Annotated in this window: 14 protein-coding genes; 11 read left to right on the top strand and 3 right to left on the bottom strand. The window is 63.5% G+C overall.

Features of this window, described 5'->3' with window-relative positions; all coding sequences use genetic code 11:
- The first annotated feature begins 25 nt into the window (after positions 1–25).
- The gene (locus JX25_RS02785) at positions 26–829 is read left to right on the top strand and encodes a glycosyl transferase (protein ID WP_128253587.1); all 804 of its coding nucleotides are present in this window, start codon (positions 26–28) and stop codon (positions 827–829) included.
- Positions 830–875: 46 nt separating this feature from the next.
- Here JX25_RS02785 and JX25_RS02780 read toward each other — a convergent pair whose 3' ends face one another.
- Positions 876–2,186 (bottom strand): MFS transporter, encoded by a 1,311-nt coding sequence (locus JX25_RS02780; protein WP_128253586.1) that lies wholly within the window; start codon positions 2,184–2,186, stop codon positions 876–878.
- Between the two features lie 136 nt (positions 2,187–2,322).
- Here JX25_RS02780 and rlmJ point away from each other — a divergent pair, with 136 nt between their 5' ends.
- The 10 genes from rlmJ (at position 2,323) to JX25_RS02730 (ending at position 11,694) form a co-directional block, all read left to right on the top strand.
- A complete protein-coding gene (gene rlmJ, locus JX25_RS02775) occupies positions 2,323–3,093 on the top strand; it encodes a 23S rRNA (adenine(2030)-N(6))-methyltransferase RlmJ (RefSeq protein ID WP_128253585.1) in 771 nt (256 codons plus the stop codon).
- A 32-nt stretch (positions 3,094–3,125) separates the two neighbouring features.
- Positions 3,126–3,563 carry a tellurite resistance TerB family protein gene (locus JX25_RS02770; protein WP_128253584.1) on the top strand — a complete coding sequence of 146 codons (438 nt, stop codon included), beginning with the start codon at positions 3,126–3,128 and terminating at the stop codon, positions 3,561–3,563.
- Positions 3,564–3,623: 60 nt separating this feature from the next.
- Positions 3,624–4,400, top strand: a complete 777-nt coding sequence (locus JX25_RS02765; protein WP_277750066.1) for an ABC transporter ATP-binding protein — start codon at positions 3,624–3,626, stop codon at positions 4,398–4,400.
- 20 nt (positions 4,401–4,420) lie between these two features.
- Entirely contained in the window at positions 4,421–5,149 is a 729-nt protein-coding gene (locus JX25_RS02760) for a transporter substrate-binding domain-containing protein (RefSeq protein ID WP_128253583.1), read from the top strand.
- Positions 5,150–5,185: 36 nt separating this feature from the next.
- Entirely contained in the window at positions 5,186–6,055 is an 870-nt protein-coding gene (locus tag JX25_RS02755; RefSeq protein ID WP_128255152.1) for an ABC transporter permease, read from the top strand.
- A complete protein-coding gene (locus JX25_RS02750) occupies positions 6,052–6,897 on the top strand; it encodes an ABC transporter permease (RefSeq protein ID WP_128253582.1) in 846 nt (281 codons plus the stop codon). Before JX25_RS02755 ends, JX25_RS02750 begins: the two co-directional genes overlap by 4 nt.
- A 72-nt stretch (positions 6,898–6,969) precedes the next feature.
- Positions 6,970–7,647, top strand: coding sequence for a type 1 glutamine amidotransferase (locus tag JX25_RS02745; RefSeq protein WP_128253581.1), 678 nt, complete (start codon positions 6,970–6,972; stop codon positions 7,645–7,647).
- 3 nt (positions 7,648–7,650) lie between these two features.
- Positions 7,651–9,006, top strand: a complete 1,356-nt coding sequence (locus JX25_RS02740; protein WP_128253580.1) for a glutamine synthetase family protein — start codon at positions 7,651–7,653, stop codon at positions 9,004–9,006.
- A complete protein-coding gene (locus JX25_RS02735) occupies positions 9,003–10,271 on the top strand; it encodes an NAD(P)/FAD-dependent oxidoreductase (protein ID WP_128253579.1) in 1,269 nt (422 codons plus the stop codon). Before JX25_RS02740 ends, JX25_RS02735 begins: the two co-directional genes overlap by 4 nt.
- Before the next feature lie 55 nt (positions 10,272–10,326).
- Complete coding sequence (locus JX25_RS02730) at positions 10,327–11,694, top strand: aminotransferase (RefSeq protein ID WP_128253578.1); 1,368 nt, start codon at positions 10,327–10,329, stop codon at positions 11,692–11,694.
- Here the strand turns inward: JX25_RS02730 and recN are convergent.
- Together recN and JX25_RS02720 are read right to left on the bottom strand one after the other, a co-directional pair.
- Positions 11,691–13,328, bottom strand: coding sequence for a DNA repair protein RecN (recN, locus tag JX25_RS02725; protein ID WP_128253577.1), 1,638 nt, complete (start codon positions 13,326–13,328; stop codon positions 11,691–11,693). The two genes, JX25_RS02730 and recN, sit on opposite strands and share 4 nt — an antisense overlap.
- Before the next feature lie 18 nt (positions 13,329–13,346).
- On the bottom strand, positions 13,347–14,189 hold the full coding sequence (locus JX25_RS02720; RefSeq protein WP_128253576.1) for an outer membrane protein assembly factor BamD: 843 nt from the start codon (positions 14,187–14,189) through the stop codon (positions 13,347–13,349).
- Between the last annotated feature and the right edge of the window lie 3 nt (positions 14,190–14,192).

Below are 14,192 nucleotides of genomic sequence, written 5' to 3'. Positions count from 1 at the left end.
GTCGCGGCCTGACAAGGAGGCTGCGATGAAGCAGGTCATTTGCATCAACTGGGGCACGAAATACGGCCCGCCCTTCATCAACCGGCTTTATGCCATGGTCGCGCGCAACATCACGCCGCCCTTCCGGTTCACCTGTTTCTGCGACAATACCGACGGCATCCGCCCCGAGGTGGACTGCCAGCCCCTGCCCGAGATCGATTACGATATCCCCAAGACCAAGCGCGGCATCTGGCCGAAGTCGCGCCTTTGGGGTGCCAAGCTGGGCGATCTGGAAGGGCCGGTCCTGTTCATGGATCTTGACGTGGTGGTCACCGGCAGCCTCGACGATTTCTTCACCTATGGCGATCCCGATCAGGTCATCCTGTCGCGCAACCCTGCCAAGCCGTTCGAACGGCTGGGCCAGACCTCCGTCTTCCGCTTTCCCGTCGGCAAGCTGCTGCCCCTGCAGGAACGGTTCAAGACCGATCCGCAGCGCATCGCCGAGGAATACGTGTGGGAGCAGCGCTATGTCACCCGCAACGCACCCGGAGGGGTGGATCTGTTTCCCAAGGCATGGGTCCGGCACTTCCGCTATCAGTGCATTCCCCCCTTCCCGCTGAACTTCGCGATGACGCCGCGCCTGCCGAAGGATGCCCGCATCGTGATCTTCCCCGGCGGCGTATTCCCCGAACAGGCCATCGCAGGCGGATGGGTTGGGCGCGAGGGGTGGAGCCTTGGCAAGCACCTGAAGAACGTGGGCAACGGGCCGCACAAGGACGGCTCTGCCTGGCGCTATCTGCGGCACTGGATGAAGCCGACGCCTTGGGTCGGCGACAGCTGGCGCGAATGAAAAAGGCCGCCCGGAAGGGCGGCCTTTTCCTTGGAAGTTCCTGCGATCAGACTTCGCCCTTGCGCGAACCCCAGATGCAAAGCAGCGTCACGATGGCTGCAGCGCAAAGGTAATACCCGACTGCGTGCAGACCGAAGTTGCTTTGCAGATACGTTGCGGCATAGGGGGCCAGCGAGGCACCGAAGATGCCCGCGAAGTTGAAGGTCAGCGACGAGCCCGTGTAACGCACGCGCGTCGGGAACGGGGCTGCCAGCGCCGCGCCAATTACACCATAGGTCACGCCCATCAGCGCCATGCCGATGATCACGAAGATGATGATCCCCGTCGGCCCCATCGACCACAGCGGTGCCAGCGCGAACGAGAAGGCCGCGATGGCGATTGTCACCACCGTCAGAACCGCGCGGCGGCCGTAACGGTCGCCCAGCTTGCCCGCCACCGGGATCGCCAGACCGAAGATGATCGCGCCGATCAGCTGGATCTCGATCGCCTCCAGCAGCGGCATGCCGATGACCTTGGTGTTATAGGACAGCAGATAGGCCGAACCGATATAGAACAGCACGAAGGTCGCCAGCGCCACGAAGGTGCCAAGGAACAGGCTGCGCTTGTGATTGGTGAACACCTCGGCCAGCGGAACGGCCACGCGCTCCTGCTTGTCGATGGCCTTCTGGAAATCCGGCGTTTCGGTGATGGACAGGCGCACCCACAGGCCGATCACGATCAGCAGGGCAGAGGCAAGGAAGGGCGCGCGCCAGATGCCGCTTTCGGCGATCCAGACGCGGGCATCCGCACCGGCGGGGGCGAAGTTCAGGATCACGAAGAACACGCCCGAGGCAAGAAACAGGCCGACCGGCGCGCCCAGCTGCGGGAACATACCATACCAGCTGCGCTTGCCCGGAGGGGCGTTTTCCGTCGCGATCAGGACTGCGCCACCCCATTCACCGCCCAGGCCGAAGCCCTGCCCGAACCGGCAAAGCGCCAGCAGAAGCGGCGCCCAGACGCCGATGGTGGCATAGGTCGGCAGCAGGCCGATCACGACCGTGGAAATGCCCATCGTCAGCAGTGCCGCCACCAGCGTCACCTTGCGGCCGACGCGGTCACCGAAATGGCCGAACACGATGGCGCCGAAGGGGCGCGCGAAGAACGCGATCGAGAATGTGGCGAATGAAGCCAGCAGCGCCGTCATCGGATCGCTGTTCGGGAAGAACAGCACCGGAAAGACCAGCACGGCCGCCGTCGCATAGATATAGAAGTCGTAGAACTCGATCGTGGTGCCGATAAGGCTTGCCGCCAGCACGCGCGACGGCTTGTTCAGCGGTTGCGCAGTGCCGGTTCCAGCGTCTGTTGTGATGTCTGTCATGGACGTGTTTCCGGTTCAGAGTGTGAACCGGGGCATTAGCGCAATTTTACACTCATAGGAACCCGAAAAATAGGATCTTTGTTACCACACCCAAAGTTTCCTTGCCCACCCGCCCACAACAAGCTAGCGACAGGCCATGCTGTCCTATCAACATCTTTATCACGCCGGAAACCTGGCGGACGTTCAGAAGCACGCGCTGCTGTGCTTCATGCTGGATTATCTGGTGCAGAAGGACAAACCGCTCAGCTATATTGAAACGCATGCGGGGCGCGGGCTTTATCGGCTGGACGCCGAGGAAGCGGTCAAGACAGGCGAAGCTGCCAAGGGCATCATGGCCGTGGAAGACGCGTTCGCACCGGACCCTCCCTATCGGCTGCGGCTTGCGGCAACGCGGGCGCGGTGGGGCGATGCGGCCTATCCCGGTTCCCCCCTTCTGGCGGCGCTGACCTTGCGCGAGATGGACACGATCCATCTGGCCGAACTTCATCCGCAGGAACACCGCCTTCTGTCCGAGGTGGTGCATATCTGGGATGCGCATGTGCACAAGAAGGACGGGTTCGCCACCGCCCTTGCCCTGACACCCCCGACACCGCGCCGCGGCCTGATGCTGATCGACCCGCCCTATGAAGTGAAAACCGATTACGACGTGATCCCCGGCCACATCGCAAACATCGCGCGCAAATGGAATGTGGGCATCATCGCCCTGTGGTATCCGCTGCTGACCAACGCCGCCCATATCGGCATGCTGGCAGAACTTTCGGCGCGTTTTCCCGATGCACTGCGCCACGAAGTGCGGTTTCCGGCGGCCAAGGCCGATCACAAGATGATCGGTTCGGGCATGTTCATCATCAACGCCCCGTGGGGCACTGGGGATGAGGCGAAACGCCTGTCACGACTTTTCGCCTAGACTTCCTGCAGCGCAGGCCCATGATTATCCCCATGATCGAACAGCTTCTTCGCCGCATCACCGACTCCAGCGACCAACGGCTGCCCGAACCGGACAGCCGGCTGGCGCTGGCCGCGCTTCTGGTTCGCGTTGCGCGGGCCGACGGGCAGTATTCGGAACAGGAAATCGCCCGTATCGACCGGGTTCTGGCCCGTCGCCATGGCCTTTCGCCCGAAGATGCCGCCGCCCTTCGCCATCAGGCCGAACAGCTTGAGGCGCAAGCCCCCGACACAGTGCGCTTCACCCGCGCGCTGAAAGATGCCGTTCCAATGGAAGATCGCGATGCGCTGATGCAGGCGCTTTGGGCGGTTGCGCTGGCCGATGGCGGGCGCGACGCGCATGAAGACCAGTTGATCCGGCTGGTTTCCAGCCTTATGGGCATCACCGATCAGGAATCGGCGCTGGCCCGGCAGAAGGTGCAGCAGGACTGACCTTGCGCGTTGCATCGCACGGGGCCCGCGCCTAATCTGCGAAAAACCAGGCGAGGCCACGTGACGTCCATCCCCACCGCTCCGGTCATCGAGGTCCGGAACCTGCACAAATCCTATGGCGATCTGGAGGTGCTGAAGGGCGTGGACCTGACGGCACCCAAGGGCCACGTCATCTCGCTCATCGGGTCGTCCGGGTCGGGCAAGTCCACCTTGCTGCGCTGCTGCAACCTGCTGGAAGATAGCCAGGACGGTGAAATCCGCTTCGAAGGCGAACCAGTGGCATGGCGCGGTGCCGGCCTTCTGCGCCAGCCCGCCGATCGCAAGCAGGTTCTGCGCATCCGCACGAACCTTGCGATGGTGTTCCAGCAGTTCAACCTGTGGTCCCACATGACCATCCTGCAGAACGTGATGGAGGCGCCGGTCACCGTGATGGGCCGCCCCCGCGCCGAGGTGGAGGAAAAGGCCCGCGGCTATCTGGCCAAGGTGGGCATTGCCGACAAGGCCGATGCATGGCCGTCCCAGCTTTCGGGCGGGCAGCAGCAGCGTGCCGCCATTGCCCGCGCGCTTTGCATGGAACCGCGCGCCCTGCTGTTCGACGAGCCGACCTCCGCCCTCGACCCCGAGCTGGAGCAGGAGGTGGTACGCGTGATCAAGGCGCTGGCCGATGAAGGGCGCACCATGATCATAGTGACCCATGACATGAAGATGGCCGCCGATTGTTCGGATCGCGTCATCTTCCTGCATCAGGGCCGGATCGAGGAGCAGGGCGATCCCGCCACGCTGTTCGGCAATCCTCAGTCCCCCCGCCTTCGCGGATTTCTTTCGGCCGGCGGATAAACCACAACAGGGAGCGACCAATGAAGAAACTGATCCTGACCACGGCCATTCTTGCACTGACCGGGGGTGCCGCCTCGGCGCAGCAGGTGGTGCGGCTGGCAACCGAAGGGGCCTACCCCCCCTTCAACTTCATCAATGATGCAGGCGAACCCGACGGTTTCGAGATCGAGCTGTTCGACACCCTGTGCGAACGCGCCGAAGTCACGTGCGAGTGGGTGACCACCGACTGGGACGGCATGATCCCGAACCTGCAATCGGGCAACTTCGACGGCATCGTCGCCGGCATGTCGATCACGCCCGAACGGCGCGAGGCGATCGACTTCACCGCCAGCTATTACCCGGCCATCACCTCGGCCTATGCCGCGATGGATCCGGATGCCGATTTCGCAACCGGTGTCGTATCGGCGCAGGTCAACACGATCCAGGCAGGCCATATCGCGGAAACGGACGCGACGCTGCTGGAATACACCACCCCGGACGAGGCTGTTGCCGCCGTTCGCAACGGCGAGGCCGATGCCGTTTTTGCCGACAGCGATTACCTCAAGCCCGTGGTCGATGAATCCGGCGGTGAATTCGTCTGGGTCGGCGAGGCCATTGCACTTGGCGAAGGCATCGGCATGGGCCTGCGCAAATCCGACACCGAACTGAAGGCCACCTTCGACGAAGCGATCGATTCCATGAAGGCGGACGGATCGTTGAACGAACTGCTGCAAAAGTGGTTCGGCGGCGAAGAAGCCCCCCAGTTCTGATAACAGGGGCGCGCGGCCAACCGCGCGCCGATCATGATGTTTTCATTTTGCGCCGATCCCAAAAGCCTTGAAGGCCTGCAATGGCTTTCGTGCTACCTGACCACGGGTACGCACATGTCCTTCTATGGCTCGTTCCTGACGGTTCTTGTGCTGCTGGCCGTGACCGCGCCGGTGGCGCTGGCCTTCGGTTTCGGCGGCGCCGTGGCGGGCCGTTCGCATGTCGCGCCGCTGCGCTGGATCGGCAAGACCTATATGGCGATGGTCCGGGGCATCCCGGACATCGTCTTCTTCCTGTTCTTCATCGTGGCGCTGGATCAGGGGCTGGAATACCTGTTCCACTTCGTGCGTTGCGAGGATCTGAGCCAGCCCGTCCGGCAGGCAGGCGAATTCCGCGCCTGCCCCGCAGCCAAGATCCCGCCCGGGTCGGCCCCTCCAGCCATCCACCAGATCTATAACTTCGCGCTGGCGGTGTTCACCTTTGCCATCGTGTTCGGCGCCTTTGCGGCAAACGTGCTCTCGGGCGCGATGCAGGCTGTGCCGCGCGCACAGCTGGAAACGGCCGAAAGCTTCGGGATGACGCCGCGGCAGATCAACCGGCGCATCCTGATCCCGCAGATGTGGGTTTACGCCCTGCCCGGCCTGTCGAACCTGTGGATGGTGCTGATCAAGGCCACGCCGCTGCTGTTCATCCTGGGGATCGAGGATGTAGTTTACTGGGCGCAGCAGCTTGGCGCGATGAAAACGCAGACCTTCAGCTATCCGCATCCGGACTGGCGGCTTTGGTACTTCCTTGGCCTTCTGGTTTTCTATCTTCTGCTGACCAAGGTATCGGAAGTGGTTCTGGACCGGATCATGACACGGCTGCGGCGCGGCCTGCCAATGGCCGAGAACGGAGCCACGGCATGAGCTGTTTCGAAACGATTCAAGCCTATGGCCTCCGCTCTCTTGGTATCGGCGAAAGGCTGCTGCCGCGGGAAGGGTACGATCTGTGCCAGCAATTCACGCTGATCGGGTCGGGCCTGATCTGGAACGTGTATTTCGCGGCGATCGCACTGGCGCTTGGTTTCGCGTTGGCCACCCTGCTGGCGGTTGGCAAGCGCGCACGCAGCGCGTGGATTCGCAAGCCCTGCGACTGGTTCGTTTTCATCTTCCGCGGCTCGCCCTTGTTCATCCAGTTCTTCGTGGCCTATCAGCTTCTGGTGCTGCTGCCGCGTGATGGGGTGACGCTGCCGCTGGGCCTGTTCGACCTGCATGTGGGAACGGATTGGGTCACCCGCGCATGGGCCGGTGCGGCGCTGGTGCTGTTTTTCAACACCGCCGCCTATACGGCAGAGATCTTCCTTGGCGCCCTCCGCTCCATCCCTCGGGGCGATCTGGAAGCGGCGGAAGCGTACGGCATCACCGGCTGGCAGCGGTTCCGGCGCATCCAGTGGCCGACAATGCTGCGCCTTGCATGGCCCGCCTATACGAACGAGGCGATCTTCCTGTTCCACGCCACGACGCTGGTCTTCTTTTCGGGCTTTCCGGCGTTCCAGCAGCGCGGGGATGCGCTTTATTACGCAAGTTACTTCGCCGGCCGGACGTTCAATCCCTTCGTACCCTATCCGATCGTGGCGTTTTATTTCATCTGCCTGACGCTGGTGCTGACATGGACCTTCGGGCGCATCGGACGGCGGCTGAACCGTCACCTGCCGACGAATGAAACCCGCCGCCGCAGGCCGCGCATTTTACCGCAGATCATCCGGTGATGCGGGGGGCGGGAAGCTTTGACACCGCCCGAAGCGCGCCCTAGGCTGCGCGAAGCAAACACGGACTTATCCATGCTGATCGGTATCTTGCAAACCGGCGACGCACCTGCGGAGCTTGTGCCCGAGTCGGGCGACTATCCTGAAATGTTCGAACGCCTTCTGGACGGGCGCGGCTTTGCCTTCCGCACGTGGCGGGTGGTCGACATGGACTTTCCCGATGATGTGCGCCGGGCCGATGGCTGGCTGATCACGGGCTCGCGTCACGGCGCCTATGAAGATCACGCGTTCATCCCGCCGCTGGAGCGTTTCATCCGGAACGCGTTCGCGGCACATGTGCCAATCGTCGGCATCTGCTTTGGCCACCAGATCATCGCGCAGGCCCTTGGTGGCCGGGTGGAGAAATTCGATCGCGGCTGGTCCGTCGGGGCCACGGATTACCGCTTCGGCGATGAAACCCTGACCCTGAACGCATGGCATCAGGATCAGGTGGTCGAGGCGCCGAAGGAGGCGACGGTTCTTGCCACCTCGGATTTCTGCGCCAATGCCGCGCTGGTCTACGAGGATCGCGCCCTGACGGTTCAGGCCCATCCCGAATTCAGCAACGCGTTTCTGGACGGGCTGATCCGGACACGCGGCGAAGGTGCAGTGCCGTCCCCCCTGCTGCAGCAGGCCAAGGCGCGCATGAATGCGCCCAAGGATTCGGCCCGCCTGGCCGACCGTATCACCGAATTCTTCCTTCAGCCGAGGTAAGCCATGTCCGACTGGACCGACCGGATCCCGGAAGCCGCGCGCGACTACATCTCTGGCCGGCGACTGGACGAGGTGGAATGCATCCTCTCCGACATCGCGGGCGTGGCGCGGGGCAAGGCGATGCCTGCCTCCAAGTTTGCACGGCAGACCAGCTTCTTCCTGCCAAACTCGATCTTTTTGCAAACCATCACGGGCGAATGGGCCGACAACCCCACCGGATCCTTCACCGAACCGGACATGATCCTGCAGCCCGATTATTCCACCGCGACCGCCGCACCGTGGACGGCCGACATCACGCTTCAGGTGATCCATGACGCCGTGACCCAGACGGGGGAGCCTGTGCCGACCGCCCCGCGCAACGTGTTGCGGCGGGTGGTGCAGCTTTATGCCGACAAGGGATGGAAGCCGATCGTCGCGCCCGAGATGGAATTCTTCCTGACGGCCAAGAACATCGACCCGAACATGCCCGTCATGCCGCCGATGGGCCGTTCGGGCCGCCGCGCCGCCGGCCGCCAAGCCTATTCCATGAGCGCGGTGGACGAATATGGCAAGGTCATCGACGACATCTATGACTTCGCCGAACTTCAAGGGTTCGAGATCGACGGCATCCTGCAGGAAGGCGGTGCGGGGCAGGTGGAAATCAACCTTGCCCATGGCGATCCGGTGAAGCTGGCGGACGAGATCTTCTTCTTCAAGCGCCTGATCCGCGAAGCGGCCCTGCGCCACGACTGCTTCGCCACCTTCATGGCCAAACCAATCGAGGGGGAGCCGGGCAGCGCCATGCATATCCACCATTCGGTCACGGATATCGCGACGGGGCGCAACATCTTCTCCAACGAGCATGGGCAGGAATCGGATCATTTCCTGCATTTCATCGCGGGGATGCAGAACCACCTGCCCGGTGCCGTGGCGCTGCTGGCGCCTTACGTGAACAGCTATCGCCGTTACGTTCCCGACTTCGCCGCCCCCATCAACCTTGAATGGGGCCGTGACAACAGGACCACCGGCCTGCGCATCCCGATTTCCGACCCCGAGGGGCGGCGACTGGAAAACCGCTTGGCGGGGATGGATTGCAACCCCTATCTGGGCATCGCGGCATCGCTTGCCTGCGGTTATCTGGGCCTGATCGAAAAGCAGACCCCGCGATCCGAATGTATCGGCAGCGCCTATATGAGCGAGACCGACCTTCCCTATACCCTTGGCGACGCACTTGACCTTCTGGAGGAGGATGCGGCCCTGCGCGAGGTTCTGGGCGAGGTGTTCTGCAAATTCTATGACGCGGTGAAGCGGAACGAATACAAGGAGTTCCAGCAGGTCATCAGCCCCTGGGAACGCGAACACCTGTTGCTGAACGTATGAACCTGCTGACCGCCAACGACCGGCCCGGCGAATACCCCGCCAGCTATTACGCGGCGACGGCCACGCCGCTGGCCCCCTTTCCCCGACTGGAAGGGGCTGTCCGGGCCGATGTCTGCGTTGTCGGCGGGGGCTATACCGGGCTTTCGGCAGCGCTGCATCTGGCCGAACGGGGCTTTGACGTCGCGCTGGTGGAGGCGCATCGCCTCGGCTTCGGCGCGTCGGGTCGCAATGGTGGGCAGGTCGGATCGGGGCAGCGGCTGGAACAGGACGATCTGGAGGCGATGGTCGGTCTGCCCGACGCCCGCCGCCTGTGGGATCTGGGACAGGAAGCGAAGGCGCTGGTGCGCCAGCTGATCAACAGGCACGACATGCCCGTCACCTTCCGCCCCGGCATTGCCCATGGCTGCCGCAGCATGACCGAGGTTGCCTATTCCCACGCCTATGCCGAAAAGCTGTCGCGTGATTACGGGTATGACCAGATCCACCCGCTGGACGGGGCCGAACTGGCCGCCCTGCTGGGCACCGATGTGTTCAAAGGCGGCGATATCGATCACGGGGCGGGGCATATCCAGCCCCTCAGCTTTGTGTTCGGGCTGGCACAGGCGGCGCAGGCGCGGATATTCGAATGCAGCACCGTCACGCGCATCGCCGGCACCACGGTTCATACCGAACACGGCCATGTTCAGGCCGATCACGTGATCCTTGCCTGCAACGGCTATCTTGGCGGGCTGGAACCTGGCATCGCCGCGCGGGTCATGCCCATCAACAACTTCATCATCGCGACAGAGCCGCTGGACAAGCTGATGGCACCCATCGCGGCGCATGACACACGCTTCGTCGTCAACTACTGGCGGATGAGCGATGACAACCGCCTGCTGTTCGGCGGGGGCGAAAGCTATGGCTATCGCTTCCCCGACATCGTGAAGACGGTGCGCAAACCGTTGCTGGAGGTTTATCCGCAGCTGAAGGACGCCCGCATCGATTATGCGTGGGGCGGCACGCTGGCGATCACGATGAACCGTATGCCCTGTTTCCGGCGGGTTGCCCCGAATGTGCTTTCGGCATCGGGCTATTCCGGCCATGGCGTTGCGATGGCAACGCTGGCCGGGCGCATTCTGGCCGAGGCGGTCGCCGGACAAGCCGAACGCTTCGACCTGATGGCCCGCTTGCCGCAGCAGCGCTTTCCTGGCGGGATGGCCCTGCGCGCGCCGCTGCTGGCAACCGCGATGACATGGTATGCGATGCGCGACAGGCTTGGCCTCTGACATTGCCAGCCTGCGGGCGCGGGTCTAGGCTGGGGCCGACATCAAGGAGCCTGCCATGCGTGACGCTGCCCCCAATAGCTGGGACGCCCGTGCCGAAGCCGCAACTTTCTATGGCTTTACCGACCTTCCCACCATCAACGAACGCGGCACGGTGGTGCTGACACATGGCACCGGGCCATATGTGGTCGATACCAACGGCAAATCCTATCTGGATGCCAATTCGGGCCTTTGGAACATGGTCGCCGGTTTCGATCACCCGAAGATGGCGGAAGCGGCCAAGGCGCAGTTCGACCGATTCCCCGGGTATCACAGCCTGTTCGGGCGCATGTCGGACCAGACGGTCTTGCTTTCCGAAAAACTGGTGGAGGTTTCGCCCTTCCCCCGCGGCAAGGTGTTCTACACCAACTCCGGATCCGAAGCGAATGACACGCTGGTCAAGATGCTCTGGTTTCTTGGTGCGGCGGAAGGGCATCCGCAGCGGCGCAAGATCATCACGCGGGTGAACAGCTATCACGGGGTGACTGCGGTTGCGGCATCCATGACGGGCAAGCCTTACAACGCGCTGTTCGGGCTGCCGCTGCCGGGCTTCATCCATGTCGGTTGCCCCCATTTCTGGCGTTTCGGCCAAGCGGGCGAAACAGAGGCAGAGTTCACGCAGCGCCTTGCGCGGGAACTGGAGGCGACCATCATCAAGGAAGGCCCCGACACCATCGCCGGCTTTTTTGCCGAACCCGTGATGGGTGCGGGCGGCGTGATCCCGCCGTCGACCGGGTATTTTCAGGCGATCCAGCCCGTGCTCCGGAAATATGGCATTCCCCTTGTCGCCGATGAGGTGATTTGCGGTTTCGGGCGCACCGGCAATGTCTGGGGCAGCCAGACCTATGATTTCGTGCCTGATGCGATCATCGCCTCCAAGGCCATGACGGCCGGATATTTCCCGATGGGCGCGATCATCCTTGGGCCGGATCTGGCCGACCGGCTGCAAGCCGCCTCCGAAGCCGTAGAGGAGTTTCCGCATGGATTCACCGCATCCGGTCACCCCGTCGGCTGTGCGATTTCTTTGGCGGCCATCGACCTGATCCTGAACGAGGGCTTGGCCGAGAATGTCCGCGCCCTGACCCCGCGATTCGAGGCGGGCATGGCCAAGCTGGCCGAAAACCCCAATATCGGCGAATGGCGCGGCAAGGGCCTGATGGGCGCTCTGGAGGCGGTAAAGGACAAGAACACCAAGACCCCCTTCCCCGGCGATCTTTCGATCAGCGAGCGGATCGCGAACACCTGCACCGATCACGGGCTGATCTGCCGCCCGCTGGGGCAAAGCATCGTTCTTTGCCCGCCTTTCATCTGCACGCCTGCGCATCTGGACGAGATGTTCGAGAAGCTGGATTCCGCCCTTCGCAAGGTGTTCGCAGAGGTCGCCTAACCCGCGAGCAGGTCGCGCGCAGCTTCGCGCGCGGCCTCGGTCACGGTATCGCCGGCAAGCATGCGGCCCACCTCCTCCACCCGCTGGTCATGGTCCAGACCCACCACGGTGGATGTGGTCATTCCGCCCTTCACCCGCTTTTCCACGCGCCAGTGATGGGATCCAAGGGCCGCCACCTGCGGCGAGTGCGTGACAACCAGAACCTGCCCGCCTTCGGCAAGCGCCTTCAGGCGGCGACCGACCGCATTGGCCGTGGCCCCGCCGACACCGCGGTCGATCTCGTCGAAGATCATCGTCACATCGCGGGTATCGCCCGTCAGGCACACCTTCAGCGCCAGAAGAAAGCGCGAAAGCTCCCCGCCCGAGGCGATCTTGTTCAGCGGGCCGGGAGGCGCACCGGGATTGGTGGCAACGGTGAAGGCCACCGCATCCACGCCTTCGGGCCCCGCATCGGCAGGGGTGACCAGCGTTTCGAACACAGCCCGTTCCATCTTCAGCGGTGCAAGTTCCGCAGCCATCGCCTTGTCCAGACGCATCGCCGCCTTCCGGCGGGTGGAGGTCAGCGCTTCGGCCTCGCTCCGATAGGCCATGTCGGCTTCCGAAACCGCGCGACGCAGGGCGGCGATGTCCCGCTCGCCCCCGTCCAGCGCAGCAAGGCGGCGGCGAAGGCCTTCGGCAAACTCGCCCAGTTCGTCCGCCAGAACGTTGTGCTTGCGGGCAAGGGCACGGATGGCGAAAAGCCGCTCCTCCATTGCCTCCAGCTCGGACGGGTTGAAATCCAGCGCAGTCAGGCAATCCTCGACACCCTGCTGCGCTTCGCCCAGTTCGACCATGGCCCGAGTCAGCGCGGCCATCGCCAGTTCCAGTCGCCCCTCGGCACGGTCCGCCGCCCCTTCCAGCCAGCGGGTGGCGTCGATCAGCAACCCCTCGGCCCCTTGATCGGACATCGCCTGATGGGCGCGGGCGATGTCGTCGCGAATCCGCTCTGCCGCCTGCATGGCGCGGCGGCGGGCATCGAGGCTCGCTTCCTCGCCCTGTTGGGGGTCCAGCTTGTCAAGTTCGGCAACCGCGTGGCGCAGGAAATCCTCTTCCGCGCGAATGGCTTCCAGCGCCCGCTCCGCCTCTTGCAGGCGGGTGCGGGCGCGGCCAAGTTCAACCCATGCCCGCCGCACCGGCCCCACATCCACCTGCGCAAAGGCATCCAGCATCAGCCGATGGCCGCGCGGGTTCAGAAGGCCGCGATCATCGTGCTGGCCATGCAGTTCCACCAGCACATCGGAAAGGGCGCGAAGCACCTCGCCCGAGACACGCCGATCGTTCACCCATGCCGTCTTGCGTCCGTCGGCATGGTTCACGCGGCGCAGGATCACCTCATCCTCGGCGGCGATGCCGGCTTCATCCAGCACGGCACGCACGGCGGGCGTCAGGTCGAACACGGCGGTCACCTCGCCCGTGGCGGCACCGGCGCGCACCAGTTCCGCCCGCCCGCGCCAACCCAGCACGAAGCCAAGCGCATCAAGCATGATCGACTTGCCCGCCCCCGTTTCACCCGTAAGGACGTTCAGTCCCGGTTGAAACGCCAGCGAAAGCCGCTCGATGATGAGCATGTCCCGAATATCGAGCGTGCGGAGCATGGTCTTCCCCCAAAGGGCCTACAGCCACTCGCCCCGGATCGTTTGCCGATAGATGCTGGACAGCCAGTTGTCGCCCGTATCGCGGGCGTTCAGCCCCGCACCCGTCAGCAGGCGATAGCTGTCGTCATAGAAGGGCGATGATTGATAGTTATAGCCAAGGATCGCACCCGCCGTTTGCGCTTCATCCGTCAGGCCAAGGGCCAGATAGGATTCGACCAGGCGGTGCAGCGCCTCGGGCGTGTGGCTCGTGGTCTGATATTCCTCCACCACCGCACGGAAGCGGTTGATGGCGGCGGTATAGTTCTTCCGCTTCAGGTAATAGCGGCCGATCTCCATCTCTTTCGCGGCAAGCTGATCATAAGCCACGTCGAATTGCAGCATGGCCTGACGGGCGTATTCGCTGTCGGGATACCGTTCGATCACCGTGCGCAGCGCCTGCAGCGCCTGGAATGTCAGGCCTTGGTCGCGGCCAACCTCGTCGATCTGGTCGTAATAGGACAGCGCCAGAAGATACTGGGCATAAGCCGCATCCGGATCGGCAGGGTAGTAATCAAGGAAACGCTGGGCGGCACTGCGGGCGTCCTCATACTCCCGCGACTGATGATAGGCATAGGCCTGCATGATCAGCGATCGCTTGGCGTATTGCGTGTAAGGATAAAGCCGCTCCACGCCCGAGAAGTAGGTGACCGCGCGTTCCGGCTTATCTTCGTTCAGCGCCGTTTCGCCCCGGTCGAAGATCTGCTGCGCCGTCAGGCTTTCCAGATCGGCCGTGTCTTCTTCGCTGCGGGCACCGCATCCGGCCAACAGCCCCAACACAAGCATCGTGCCAAGGAACTGCCTGCCTGACTTCCTGCCTGTCATCTT

The sequence above is a fragment of the Falsirhodobacter deserti genome (assembly GCF_004015795.1).
GTDB lineage: Bacteria > Pseudomonadota > Alphaproteobacteria > Rhodobacterales > Rhodobacteraceae > Falsirhodobacter > Falsirhodobacter deserti.
The sequence above is the reverse complement of the archived record's forward strand: the minus strand, read 5'-3'. Positions and strand labels throughout refer to the sequence as shown.

Coding starts and splice junctions, on each gene's coding strand:
- JX25_RS02780 (WP_128253586.1), bottom strand. CDS start 2,186: ATGACAGACATCACAACAGACGCTGGAACCGGCACTGCGCAACCGCTG.
- rlmJ (WP_128253585.1), top strand. CDS start 2,323: ATGCTGTCCTATCAACATCTTTATCACGCCGGAAACCTGGCGGACGTT.
- JX25_RS02760 (WP_128253583.1), top strand. CDS start 4,421: ATGAAGAAACTGATCCTGACCACGGCCATTCTTGCACTGACCGGGGGT.
- JX25_RS02770 (WP_128253584.1), top strand. CDS start 3,126: ATGATCGAACAGCTTCTTCGCCGCATCACCGACTCCAGCGACCAACGG.
- JX25_RS02745 (WP_128253581.1), top strand. CDS start 6,970: ATGCTGATCGGTATCTTGCAAACCGGCGACGCACCTGCGGAGCTTGTG.
- JX25_RS02755 (WP_128255152.1), top strand. CDS start 5,186: ATGTTTTCATTTTGCGCCGATCCCAAAAGCCTTGAAGGCCTGCAATGG.
- JX25_RS02720 (WP_128253576.1), bottom strand. CDS start 14,189: ATGACAGGCAGGAAGTCAGGCAGGCAGTTCCTTGGCACGATGCTTGTG.
- JX25_RS02750 (WP_128253582.1), top strand. CDS start 6,052: ATGAGCTGTTTCGAAACGATTCAAGCCTATGGCCTCCGCTCTCTTGGT.
- JX25_RS02735 (WP_128253579.1), top strand. CDS start 9,003: ATGAACCTGCTGACCGCCAACGACCGGCCCGGCGAATACCCCGCCAGC.
- JX25_RS02740 (WP_128253580.1), top strand. CDS start 7,651: ATGTCCGACTGGACCGACCGGATCCCGGAAGCCGCGCGCGACTACATC.
- JX25_RS02730 (WP_128253578.1), top strand. CDS start 10,327: ATGCGTGACGCTGCCCCCAATAGCTGGGACGCCCGTGCCGAAGCCGCA.
- JX25_RS02785 (WP_128253587.1), top strand. CDS start 26: ATGAAGCAGGTCATTTGCATCAACTGGGGCACGAAATACGGCCCGCCC.
- recN (WP_128253577.1), bottom strand. CDS start 13,328: ATGCTCCGCACGCTCGATATTCGGGACATGCTCATCATCGAGCGGCTT.